This window comes from Candidatus Endomicrobiellum trichonymphae, from assembly GCF_002355835.1.
Lineage (GTDB): Bacteria > Elusimicrobiota > Endomicrobiia > Endomicrobiales > Endomicrobiaceae > Endomicrobiellum > Endomicrobiellum trichonymphae.
Map to the genome: position 1 here is coordinate 836,335 of NZ_AP017459.1, position 12,328 is coordinate 848,662.

The following is a 12,328-nucleotide window of genomic DNA, read 5'->3' on the forward strand; positions in this document are numbered from 1 at the left end:
AGAGATTACCACTATGATTGCTTCAACGACAAATGCTACCCAAAAGGCAAATCTCATTATGATTAAAGTATACACACGTGGGCGGGTAGGCTATCAGTAAACTTCTGGTCTCCAAAACTAGCATTGCGGGTGCAAGACCCGCTGCTCCTGCCATATATCAAAAACTAAAATTAAAATAAAAAGAGGGGAATAAAATGTCGGAATTTGTATATGTACTCAAATTAATAACGGGAATACTGTTTTCCGTAATAGCTCTCATTCGATAGAAGCTTGCGGGATAGTAAACCGCATAGCATATCTTTTCGTTATGATAGTTTTTGGACTTAATCAGGGCATGCAACCTATAGTCGGATACAATTACGGTACAGATCTTTACGAACACGTAACAAAAGTTAAAAAAACAATTATTATCACGGTTGCCCCAATGACTTTTGGATCTGTACTCGTAGAATTGTTTCCGCATTCGGTGGCATCTATTTTCGCCGATGAAAAAAATCTCATTGATGTGACGGCAACCGGACTGCGTTACGCATTTATGTTTTCCCTCTTTATAGGTTTTTAGATGAAAGATTTAAATACAGCATTTTGCGATAAAGCGCTTAATAAAGATAGCTTCAGAAAAAAGCGGGCTAGGAAAGGAGCTTTTTGAAGCGTCAGAAGAAAAAAAACATGAGAGGACTGCATGAACTGTTTGTAAATATTTTCGGTTTGGAACAAAGCAACAACAATATTATAATTACTATACGGGAAAAGTCTGGGGAGCGGCAAATTCGTACCACTTATACATTAATTCATCCACTCTCGATACATAGACGAAACGGCAGAACTCATAGGCTTTTTTATAGGAAAACACTCAAATAAAAGTATAATAAGGCTTATGATTGCAATTTCAATAAAGCAAGCTAATATATGGAAGCACTAATGTGGATAAAATTTACGAAGTTTTAGAAAGAGTAAGAAAAAGCTCTCCTTTGGTGCATTACATCACAAACTGGGTTACAATTTCAGACTGTGCGAATATCGTCAAGCTTTTCGACGGTTCTCCAATATGTCCTCTATTTCAAACGCCGTCGTAATAAAAGGCAATGTTTCCGAAATAGCAAAAACTGCGGGAATAGACGTTACCACAAAATGCGTCGACAGCAGAAACGTTCCATGAGATATGGTAAAAAACGCAAAGACACTTACTTATGAAAAAAGAGTGTCATTGCAGTAACCGGAAAAGAAGACATCTGCACTGATGGAACTAAAGTTTTTATAGTCAAAAACGGGTCTCCTCTAATGTCTCAGCTCGGCGGAAAGCGCCGATAAAACCACTGAAGGTCCCGGAACATTTTAAACAAAATTGTTTGACAAAATAACTACAGTAAGCGATATATCAATAAATAAAATGAAAAAATTTTAAGAAATAAAGCAATGAAAGAAACAATAAATAAATTAAAAAAAGAAAAAAATGCCGTAATTTTGGCTCATATATACCAGCTGCCTGAAATTCATAACATAGCAGATTTTGTGGGCGATTCTCTGGATTTAAGCAGAAAAGCCGTGCAGACGAACGCAGATGTAATTGTTTTTTGCGGCGTACATTTTATGGCGGAAACCGCATCGATACTGAACCCAAAGAAAAAAGTTTTAATTCCCGACTTAAATGCGGGTTGCCCTATGGCGGATATGATAATTGCCGAAAAATTAAAAGAATTTAAATCGCGATATAAAAATCCGGTGGTCGTAGCTTACGTAAACACTTCTGCCGCGGTAAAAGCTGAAAGCAATATATGCTGCACGTCTTCAAATGCAGTAAACGTCGTAAAAAGTATCGCCGGAGAAACAGGTGCGGAAAACAGCGACATAATTTTTGTTCCAGACAAAAATTTAGGCAGCTACGTTCAAAAACTAGCAGGCGTAAAAATGAATGTCTGGAACGGTTTTTGTCCTACACACAATAATCTGATTCTTCCGGGATATTTACTAAAAGCGAAAGAAGAACACCCGCATGCTAAAATTTTAGTTCATCCCGAGTGCCGTCCGGAAGTTGCATCTGCGGCAGACCATGTAATGTCAACCGGCGTTATGTGCAGATATGTTGAAAAAAGCACTGCAAAAGAATTTATTATAGGCACAGAAACGGGAATTTTATATACGCTTAAAAAAAATAATCCAGGCAAAAACTTTTATCCCGTGTCATCTTTTGCGGTATGCCCCAATATGAAAAAAATTACGCTTGCAAAAGTTTTAGATGTTCTTACAAATATGAAAAATGCAATTAGCGTCTCCGAAGATATAAGACAGAAAGCTTACCGCCCGATTTTAAAGATGCTGGAAATAAACGCGCAGGGCTGAGAAAATATTTCCTCGCCGAAATTTTGGATAGGTTGCGGTAAGTAGGCGGCGCTTATGCTTGTGACATCGGCGACAATTCAGATGTTCTAAAATAAATTGTAAAATTACCGCTTTAAAACGGAAAAATACTGCAAGAATATTAGATTTCTCACAAAACTATAATAACTTTAAATTTTGCCTGCACAATTTAAATTTTATAATTCACTAAGTTCATAAAACTGCCGTATAACTTTATTATAATAAAAAGAGGAAAAAATGGAAAATGAAGGGTTTTTCAGTTCAATTGTGAAAAGAAACGGCACAAAAGAAGCGTTTAACTCCCAAAAAATCTCTGCAGCCATAGCAAAAGCTGGCGAAACCACAGGAGAATTCGGACAAGATACAGCAAATAAACTTGCTATAAAAGCTCTATCTCTTTTACTCGATACGATTGAAGACAGAAAACCCACTGTTGAAAAGGTTCAGGACGCGGTTGAAGAAGTTTTGCTTTATTCAAAATATAAAAAGACGGCAAGAGCGTATATTCTCTATCGTGATCAGCATAGTAAAATAAGAGAAATATATTCTGCTTTCAATATTGATTTAGTTGACCAGTACCTAGAAAAAATAGACTGGCAGGTAAATGAAAACAGCAATATGTCTTATTCTTTGCAGGGTCTTAATAATTATATTTCTTCGGGAATCAGCAAAATTTATTGGCTGAATAAAATTTATCCAGAAAACGTAAGAAAAGCGCACAGCGAAGGAGATTTGCATTTGCATGATTTAGGATTGCTTGGCGCTTACTGCGCAGGCTGGGATTTACAGGATCTTCTGCTCAACGGATTTAAAGGCGCTTCTGGAAAGTCTGAAGCAAAACCGGCAAAACATTTCAGGACAGTGCTTGGACAGATTGTAAATTTTTTCTATACTCTTCAGGGCGAAAGCGCAGGAGCGCAGGCTTTTTCAAACTTCGATACTCTGCTTGCTCCTTTCATTTATTATGATAAATTAAACTATGAAGAAGTAAAGCAGGCTTTACAGGAATTTTTATTTAACATAAACGTTCCCACAAGAGTCGGTTTCCAGACTCCTTTTACAAATTTAACTATGGATTTGACAGTTGCTCCGTATTATAAAAACGAACCTGTTATAATAGGAGGGAAACATCGGGATAAAAAATACGGCGAATTTCAAAAAGAAATAGACAGGTTAAACCAAGCATTTTTAGAGCTTATGCTTGCAGGAGACGCTAAAGGAAGAGTTTTTACATTTCCCATACCTACATATAACATAACGAAGGATTTTGACTGGAACAATAAAAATATAAGCGCTTTATGGGATATAACAGCAAAATATGGAGTTCCTTATTTCGCAAATTTTATTAATTCCGATATGAAACCAGAAGATGCAAGAAGCATGTGCTGTCGTCTTAGAATAGACAACCGCGAACTTCGAAAACGCGGCGGCGGACTTTTCGGAGCGTCTCCGCTCACAGGTTCTATAGGAGTCGTTACAATCAATCTGCCAAGAATAGGTTATCTTGCAAAAAACGAATCTGACTTTATAGACAGACTTAAAGAAAATATGGATATTGCAAAGCAAAGTCTGGAAATAAAAAGAAATGTCTTGGAAAAATTTACGTCCAACAATTTATATCCTTATGTGGGTTTTTATCTGAGAATAGTTAAAGAACGTTTTAACAAATACTGGAAAAATCACTTTTCAACAATAGGAATTATAGGGCTAAATGAAGCGTGTATAAACTTGTTCGGCGAAGGAGTCGGGAGCATAAAAGGCAAATCTTTCGGTGAAAAAATTCTGGATTTTATGAGAGAAATTCTTATTAACTATCAGAAAGAAACAGAAAACAACTATAACCTTGAAGCTACGCCCGCGGAAGGAGCTTCTTATAGACTTGCAAGACTTGACATACAGAAATATCCAGACATAATTTCGGCAAGCAAAACAATAGGCATGCCATTTTATACAAATTCGAGCCAGTTGCCGGTAGATTACACCGAAGATATTTTTGAAAATCTGGATTTACAGGATTCAATGCAGGCAAAGTACACCGGTGGTACGGTTCTGCACATGTTTGTGGGAGAGCGTATTAAAGATACGGAAAGTCTAAAAAATTTTATAAAAATCGTATGCGAAAATTACAGTCTGCCGTATTTTTCAATAACGCCTACTTTCAGCGTATGCCCGCAGTGCGGTTATATTGAAGGCGAACATACTGAATGTCCTAAATGCAAACAGGAAAAACTTGACGACATAGACAGACAAATAAAAGTCCTCGAAGATATACTTGACAACAGACATCCCTCTTTATGCACAGTAAAAGAGTATAAGGAAGAGAGCGGAACCTGCCAAACTAAAAGTTTATCTGCTGCAAAATAAATTCACAATAAAGGAACTGAAATGACCATAAACGAAATTCAGAAAAAAATTCAGGAATTAAAGTTGCAAAAAGACTCAGTCGAAGGCACAAAATGTGAAGTTTATTCTAGAGTGGTAGGATATTTGAGACCCGTTGCTTCGTGGAATGAAGGTAAAAGGGAAGAATTTAAAATCCGCAAAAATTATTGCTTTTGCAAATAATATTCTCTATTCCTTTTAGGATTATTACATTAAAAGAGGCGGTTGCGCTGTGCAAATTGGCGGACTCCAAAAATTATCACTTATAGATTATCCCGGCACTCCCGCGGCCGTTATCTTTACGCAGGGCTGTAATATGCTTTGCCCTTACTGTCATAATCCTCAATTAGTTTACCCCTATCTATTTGAGAAAACACTTAATGAAAATGAAGTCTTATACTTTTTGAAAAAGAGACAGGGTCTCTTAAAAGGAGTGGTTATTACAGGCGGTGAACCGACACTGCAAAATGATTTGTTCAATTTCATAAAAAAAATCAAAAATTTAAAGTTCCTCGTCAAGCTTGATACAAACGGCACCAATCCCAAAATACTGCAAGAATTAATACGCGAAAAACTTATAGATTTCGTAGCTATGGATATAAAATCGGCCGCTGAAAAATACAAACTGTTTTTCAAAGGAAATTTAAATTTAATTATGCAGTCGCTGCATGTAATTAAATCTTCAGATATAGCGCATATTTTCAGAACCACGTACGACACAGATATTTTAAATAAAAGAGATTTAGATGAAATAAAAGCAACAATGGAAAACTCAGAATATATCGTTCAGAAATGCAGAAAACAATTTAACAGTCCAGAGAAGTAGAGATACTCCGCCAAAAATATTATCTGCGGACGTTTCTTAAAGCTGCTCTCTCTTTCTCCCCCCCATCGGGCATCTAATTTTTTTGCAAAGTTTTCACATATCCAGCAGCTTCCATAGCGTCTCTGGCATAAGCATCCGCACCAATTTCTTTTGCAAACTTTTCTGTAACTGCCGCGCCGCCTACAATGATTTTTGTGGGAACACGAGCCGCATTTTTTAATTTTACAACCATTTCCATTTCAGGCATTGTGGTCGTCATAAGAGCGGAAAGTCCTATTGCAATCGGATTAATCTTATGGGCTTCATCTATTATCGACTGAGAATCGACGTTTACACCCATATCTATGACGTCAAAACCATAGCTTTCAAGCACCGCACCGACTATATTTTTACCTATGTCATGCATATCGCCTTTAACCGTAGCTATTATAATTTTGCCGGCAGAAGACGCTTCGTCTTTTTTCAGCGTAGCCTTTACTATAGCAAAAGCCGACTGAGCAGCTTGAGCAGACATAATTATCTGCGGTAAAAAATACTCTTTTGAGGCAAATTTTTCACCGACAACGTTTAACGCTTTCAAAACATTATTGTTCACTGTCCGAAAAGGATTGCTATCGCCGGAAGCAATAATCTGACTTAAAATATCATCTACAGAGTCCCGGTTTCCGTTTAAAATCGCAAAATAAAGCTGCTTATCTGTAGTAAGTTTTTCTGTCTCGGTTTCCGGTATCTGCTTTCTAAAAGAGGTAAAAACCTCCATGTATTTAACCGCTCCCTTATCTTTGTTTTCGAGTAAATTTTTGGCAAAAGGGTCATCTATATCCCAATTCTCGTGGGGATTAGCGATTGCAAAATCAAGTCCTACAGCTACAGCCATTTTTAAGAAAGTCGAATTGATTGTCTGCCTTGAAGGAAGTCCGAAAGAAACATTTGACACGCCTAAAACAAGTTTGCATTCGGGGTACATCCTCTTTGATTCTCTCATTGCCTTTAATGTTTCCCCTATCTGATCGGGTGAAGAGCTTGCAGAAAGGACAAGATAATCAAAAACAATATTTTTTCTTTCAAGTCCGCAGCGATCAGCAAAATTTAAAATTTTTGCAGCTATTTTTAATCTCTTCTCTGCCGTTGCAGGTATTCCGTTATCATCTGTCGTCAATGCGATAAGCGCCGCGCCATAACGTTTTGCAATAGGCAATATTACGTCAAGCTTTGCCTGCTCGCCGTTTACGGAATTTATGAGAGGTCTGCCGGCACAGTTTTTAACAGCCTGTTCTAAAGCACCGGAATTACTTGAATCTATGCATAAAGGAACAGAAACCGTCTCCTGTATCTGATTTACAGCATTTATAAGAAGCTTTATTTCGTCTGTGCCCGGAACTCCCATATTTACATCTAGAAGATTTGCACCGGACCAAACCTGTGAGCGAGCCTCGTCTTTTACAGTCGACAAATTGTCTTTAAGCAGCTCCGCCTGAAACTTTTTTCTGTTTGTCGGGTTTATTCTTTCACCGATTATAACAGGCTTTTCAGCCTCATTTATATCGATAGTTTTTGTTCTTGTTGAAAGAAAATATTTGCTTTTTACACTGCGTATTTTCGGAGCTTTATTCATCAGCTCACCTGATAGAATCTTTATAAATTCAGGATTCGTTCCACAGCAGCCGCCGAACATATTAACACCGTAAGAATAGGCTTTTAAGCTTGCTTCAATAAACTCTTCTTTTGTTTCCGGAAAACAGGTCTCACGGTTAATTAACACAGGAATTCCTGCATTAGGTTTAAAAGATATAGGCAAATTCGTGTTGACACAAAGAACCTTTGCAAGTTCTGCCAATTCCCGAGAGCCTATAGAACAGTTTAATCCCAGCGCATCAACACCTAAACTTTCCGCCATTGCAATAAAACTTTTCAGATCAGTTCCCGTAACCGTGACTCCGTCTTTTGAAAAAGTCATCTGAACAATAATTGCTCCGTCAAAATTTTCTTTTGCCGCAAGAATTGCCGCTTTAGTTTCTTTTATCTCGGTCATTGTTTCAATAACTATGACATCTGCGCCGTGTTTTTGCAGCAAAGACACCTGAAATGCAAAAGAGTTATAAGCTTCATCAAAAGTTAAAGAGCCGAGCGGTTCAATATACTCTCCTATTGACGAAATATCGCCTGCAACAATCGTATCGGAAGAAATTTCCCTTATCAAATCAATTCCTGATTTTATTATGTCGTCAGCTTTGTCCAAAAGTCCGTGCTGTTTTAATCTTATGAGATTTGCGCCGAACGTATTTGCAAGAATTATATCAGAACCCGCATTTATATAAGAAGAATAAATATCCGCTATTCTTTCCGGGAATTTGATATTAATTTCTTCCGGAATTTCAACACCATCAAGATACTTCTTTTTCTGCAGTTCAGTTCCCGTAGCTCCGTCCATTATTAATATGCGGCTTTTTAGAATATCTAAAAATTTTTGTTTATTCATATTAAAGATCCTTATTGTCTACTCAAACTTCCAAAACCGTCTTTTGCAGTTTTCGCTACAACTGATAATACTTTTCTCAAAATATTCTCAAAGCCAGCTTTGCAATGTCAAACTCAATCCTGCTCAAAAATTGCTTTTTGTAAAACAGAAATCTTGACATTTTATTTATGCATATTTACATTCCACCTAAAACTCTTGTCGTCCTGGCAGCATATTCAGCTTCCTCAATACCTCCGCCATACCTAAGAACTGTTCCAATAGAACCAATAGAATAAATTTTTTTTAATTAATATATATAGAAGATGTTTATACAGATGTATCGCAATTAATTATAAATTCTTTGCTTTTGATTTTAATAATATTTTCTTTAAACCCTTTATCTTTCACTCCATCTCTTAGCAACTCCTATCAAAGCCGAAACAGATTTCTCGGGTTTCATATGACAGAACTCGTTTAATTTAATGCCTATATGTTCCGCACCTATCCAATTCAAAAATTGCCTGTTGTCTTCAAGTATCCAGTCTCCGTATCCCGGCGAATATCTCCTCGTCAACATATTACCGTTTTTTTCTTCGTAAGCCTTAATCTGCGCATTTGCAAGATTTATTGTTTCTTCCGCGGCAACAGAACCTGCCGCATCTGATATCAAAGCGTTAAAAGTTTCTTTTTTTTTCAAAAATTCATCTATTCTCAGCTCTAACGCTCCGCCTACCGTTATGCCAATCCCGTAAACTTTAAAACAGTTTTTTAAAAGCTTCGCTATATTCCCGCTTTTAATTTTATATCCGTTTTCAAATGAAATCTCGTTCGAGGTTTTATTCCCACTTATCGTCGCTATGTTTTCAAAAGCAACCACAGCTTTGGGTTTAATAAGTTTCTGTGCTAGACTTAAAGTTTCTTTTATCATGACGGCAGTTTTTTCATCAAGTTTGGTTTTAGTCTGCAGATATCCCAATCTTACAAGCAGTTTATTATAAGGGATTTCTATGGTTGAAATTCTCAGCATAATTAATACCTTATCAAAAAAATTTAATTAACACCATTGCAGCGCATGCACTACAATAAAAGATATTATCCAATAACACAATAAAATATCTTTTTCATTGATACTCAAAAAACCGATAAAATATATAATTATATATTTTCCTCTAACATTTTATTTTACTATTATTACAATTAAAACACTAAAACACAAATTAAAAAATAGAATATAAAATTATTCCTTTATGCTTCAGCCAAGCGATAGACAAGCTCAATATGAAACCAACTTAGCTATCACTTTTTTACGATGCGCGGCGTATCTAAATATTGATTTATCAAAAGCAAATTTATTATAATAAAGCAAATTTAAACTGGGAGTAGATTATGAATGTGTTGCATTTGAGGATAGCTTATGCTGATACAGACCAGATGGGTATGGTTTATTACGGCAATTATCTGACTTTTTTTGAAAGAGGAAGAGCTGAATTACTAAGAGATATAGGGTTTGAATATAAAACAATTGAAAAACGCGGGTTTTATTTTCCAGTAATTTATGCCGAATGCAAATATCTAGCGCCAGCAAAATACGATGATGTAATAACAATAGAAACAAGACTCACCGAAGTTACAGCGGCAAGCACAACATGTTCTTATAAAGTAAAATGTGATGGAAAACTTTTGGTTACTGGAAAGACAAAACATCCATTTGTAAACAAAATGATGAGACCTGTGCGTTTTCCGGAAGACATAAAAGAATTAATAGAAAAGCACCTTGAAAAATAAACAAGTTAAAGACGATGCTTATTTTATGTTTCAAGCTTTAAAAGAAGCCTCTAAAGCGCGAGAGTCGCGTGAAGTGCCTATAGGAGCTGTTATAGTTAAAGACAACAAAATAATTGCAAGAGGATTTAACAAATGCATTGCGTTATCAGATCCTACAGCTCACGCTGAAATTGTTGCATTGAGAAAAGCCGCAAAAAAACTCAAGAATTACCGCTTAAACGATTGTTATGCATATGCTACAATTGAACCGTGCGTAATGTGCGCCGGAGCTTTAGCAAAAGCGAGAATAAAAAAAATTATTTTCGGAGCTTTTGACAAAAAAGCGGGCTGTTATAAAAATATACTTAAAACAGGAGATATTAAAAAACTCAGCCGACGGTTAGTAATTGTTGGAAAAAAAGAAAAACACTTAAGCGCAGAATGCGCAAATATTATAAAAGACTTTTTCAAAAAAATAAGACAGCAAAAAGCATAGACTTGTATAAAGAACATATAAAGTTTTTTTCATGTTTCAAGATAAAGTAAAGCAAGGTTAAAGCAGAGAGTATATATAGTGGGGGGGGTGAGTAGGGTTCGACGAGAGTGATATACGTAATGACAGCAGGCCGGAGTTAGTCGATGGCTCCGTAAAAATCGACTGAACAATAAACAATAAAATAAACAAAGTAACAAGTAACAACTTTGCTGCAGTTTTCAATTTTTTCACAGGATCTAAAACGCTTTGCAGCAATTTTGAAATTATGGCCGCTTAATGCGGCTTCCGTTTTACTTCAGACACCTACTATGGGGATAAAACGACAGGAGCAGGTTAGTTTTAAGCTGTTTGTACCGTCAGCTTAAAATGAAATTAAAACGGTACTGGTTTATAATGCAATCTTGTCCGGAGACAGTGTTATAAACGAAATAAACTTTCTGGACTAAGCCTGTAGCGGTCATACCAAAACATTTTCGGACGCGGGTTCAATTCCCGCCACCTCCACAATATCAAACGATACGCTGTCTGATTTTAGAATTGGATATTTGTTCTGTTTTTGACAGCAGTTAAAGCTTAAACATATTATCTGTTTAAAATATTATTTAAGAGATCAAAAACAACTCAGTATCAAATGTCATTTAGTCTGCTTACGCTTTAACAAAACTTTTCATTATAGCCGCTTCTGCGAATTAAAAAGCTGTTATATGTATGATAAATGGAAAATGTGTAGCGGGGTTTAAGGTGTTACCGTAGCTGTTATCTGTTCTTTCTTAGTGCAACCGAGACGCAAGACATCAAGACATTAAAATGTAAATTATCAGTTTTTTCTTTCTTTTACTCGGTAATATATAAAGCGACAAACAGCATTATTAACATCTATACCAGACAACTTTAAACCCTTTATTATATACACTAGTTTATTATTAAAGATGAGGTATAAACAAAAAGGCTCCTCAATAGTCAAAACTGTTAATGCGTCTTTCAACTCTTTTAGCTTTTTCTTAATCTTTGCCCATTTAAAGTCAAATGATACCATCTGCTTTTTGTACGGCTTCCTTCTATATCCCTCAACTCTAGCGACAGGGATTGATTGTCGTCCAAGAGAATAAAGCTACTCCAAATCGTCAATGAGGTTCTGTTATTACAATAATCGTTGTTTATTATTTTTAACAAGTGCTTCTAGTTCCTCAAGAGTAGTATCACTCTTAGTCGGATTGATAATACTACTCTAGCCAATGCCTCGTTAGTCACTTTTAATTCACTCTCTTTTGCTTCCAAGCCTTGCTTCAATAGGTAACCCTACAAAAACTGCTGCAGATAATATGATTGCAAACGAAGATCTTTGCCTTTTTCCATATCCCTTGATTAACTTTTTATCGTTATACCCAACTTCAGGCACGTCGCTAAAGTGCTGAAACATTAAGCTTTTCTATCCACTTCATGGTCACCCACGCCCGTTAAAGCTCAACAATCAATTTTCGCTTTAGTATCTTCTGTATAATCATCAGCCTGCTCCTTTTCAGATTTAGTCAAAAAAATATTTAAAAATATACAATTGAACCTTTCTAACTCGGCTTAGATAATTATTATTAGCATTATAGAAATCGTTCATAATCTCTTTTTTTGATTTCCTTCAATCTACTGAAAACTTTCAAATGCACCCGCTCATCATCCGTTTTTAAGTAATTTTTAAATTGTTGTTCTGCAATTTCACTCCTGTTCATTTTTTTAACTTCACTATGTTCAGGCTTTTGGAACTTTTATATCCACTTTCAACTGCCTCTTTTTTTATTAAAACATTGTAATTCTAAAAATGGGAAGTTTTGACAGATATGAATATATTTCGTAAATAAAATCTCCTCAATATGACAAACAATTGCCTTACTGAGTCTATGAAAAAAAAATTAAAATATTGCTATAATGTGCCTGTTATAATAATGATTTTCCGTATCATCCGGGGGGGGGGGGCCATAGTTAAACGGGAGAATGTATCGTTCGCAACGATAAGATGCGGGTTCAATTCCCGCTGGCTCCATAACACTAG

The 12,328-nt window shown here is 36.0% G+C and carries 11 protein-coding genes, 1 tRNA gene, 1 other RNA gene and 1 pseudogene; 11 read left to right on the forward strand and 3 right to left on the reverse strand.

Features of this window, described 5'->3' with window-relative positions; genetic code table 11:
• Positions 1-262: 262 nt before the first annotated feature.
• The 7 genes and pseudogenes from RSTT_RS04280 (at position 263) to RSTT_RS04300 (ending at position 5,566) form a co-directional block, all read left to right on the forward strand.
• On the forward strand, positions 263-562 hold the full coding sequence (locus RSTT_RS04280) for an MATE family efflux transporter (RefSeq protein ID WP_269457779.1): 300 nt from the start codon (positions 263-265) through the stop codon (positions 560-562).
• A 361-nt stretch (positions 563-923) separates the two neighbouring features.
• Positions 924-1,076 carry a hydroxyethylthiazole kinase gene (locus RSTT_RS05940; protein ID WP_125267004.1) on the forward strand — a complete coding sequence of 51 codons (153 nt, stop codon included), beginning with the start codon at positions 924-926 and terminating at the stop codon, positions 1,074-1,076.
• Between the two features lie 130 nt (positions 1,077-1,206).
• Complete coding sequence (locus RSTT_RS07105; RefSeq protein ID WP_149030064.1) at positions 1,207-1,311, forward strand: hydroxyethylthiazole kinase; 105 nt, start codon at positions 1,207-1,209, stop codon at positions 1,309-1,311.
• A gap of 105 nt (positions 1,312-1,416) precedes the next feature.
• Positions 1,417-2,340, forward strand: a complete 924-nt coding sequence (gene nadA, locus RSTT_RS04285) for a quinolinate synthase NadA (RefSeq protein WP_096525789.1) — start codon at positions 1,417-1,419, stop codon at positions 2,338-2,340.
• Between the two features lie 255 nt (positions 2,341-2,595).
• On the forward strand, positions 2,596-4,722 hold the full coding sequence (locus RSTT_RS04290; protein ID WP_096525790.1) for a ribonucleoside triphosphate reductase: 2,127 nt from the start codon (positions 2,596-2,598) through the stop codon (positions 4,720-4,722).
• An 84-nt stretch (positions 4,723-4,806) separates the two neighbouring features.
• Positions 4,807-4,923 (forward strand): annotated as a pseudogene (gene nrdD, locus RSTT_RS04295) (anaerobic ribonucleoside-triphosphate reductase); the annotation flags it as partial.
• Between the two features lie 49 nt (positions 4,924-4,972).
• Positions 4,973-5,566 carry an anaerobic ribonucleoside-triphosphate reductase activating protein gene (locus tag RSTT_RS04300; protein ID WP_172412863.1) on the forward strand — a complete coding sequence of 198 codons (594 nt, stop codon included), beginning with the start codon at positions 4,973-4,975 and terminating at the stop codon, positions 5,564-5,566.
• Positions 5,567-5,639: 73 nt separating this feature from the next.
• On the opposite strand, the gene RSTT_RS04305 is transcribed toward RSTT_RS04300, so the two are convergent.
• Together RSTT_RS04305 and RSTT_RS04310 are read right to left on the reverse strand one after the other, a co-directional pair.
• On the reverse strand, positions 5,640-8,045 hold the full coding sequence (locus tag RSTT_RS04305; RefSeq protein ID WP_096525792.1) for a homocysteine S-methyltransferase family protein: 2,406 nt from the start codon (positions 8,043-8,045) through the stop codon (positions 5,640-5,642).
• Positions 8,046-8,421: 376 nt separating this feature from the next.
• On the reverse strand, positions 8,422-9,051 hold the full coding sequence (locus tag RSTT_RS04310; RefSeq protein WP_096525793.1) for a hypothetical protein: 630 nt from the start codon (positions 9,049-9,051) through the stop codon (positions 8,422-8,424).
• Between the two features lie 359 nt (positions 9,052-9,410).
• On the opposite strand from RSTT_RS04310, the gene RSTT_RS04315 reads away from it, so the two are divergent.
• From RSTT_RS04315 to ssrA, 3 genes are all read left to right on the forward strand, one after another.
• Entirely contained in the window at positions 9,411-9,809 is a 399-nt protein-coding gene (locus RSTT_RS04315) for an acyl-CoA thioesterase (protein ID WP_015423593.1), read from the forward strand.
• Entirely contained in the window at positions 9,799-10,284 is a 486-nt protein-coding gene (gene tadA, locus RSTT_RS04320; protein ID WP_197701989.1) for a tRNA adenosine(34) deaminase TadA, read from the forward strand. Before RSTT_RS04315 ends, tadA begins: the two co-directional genes overlap by 11 nt.
• Positions 10,285-10,367: 83 nt before the next feature.
• Positions 10,368-10,791, forward strand: a transfer-messenger RNA (tmRNA) gene (ssrA, locus tag RSTT_RS04325).
• Between the two features lie 751 nt (positions 10,792-11,542).
• Here the strand turns inward: ssrA and RSTT_RS06215 are convergent.
• The gene (locus RSTT_RS06215) at positions 11,543-11,704 is read right to left on the reverse strand and encodes a hypothetical protein (RefSeq protein ID WP_172412864.1); all 162 of its coding nucleotides are present in this window, start codon (positions 11,702-11,704) and stop codon (positions 11,543-11,545) included.
• 544 nt (positions 11,705-12,248) lie between these two features.
• Here RSTT_RS06215 and RSTT_RS04335 point away from each other — a divergent pair.
• Positions 12,249-12,319: transfer RNA gene (locus RSTT_RS04335), tRNA-Ala, on the forward strand.
• Positions 12,320-12,328: the final 9 nt, after the last annotated feature.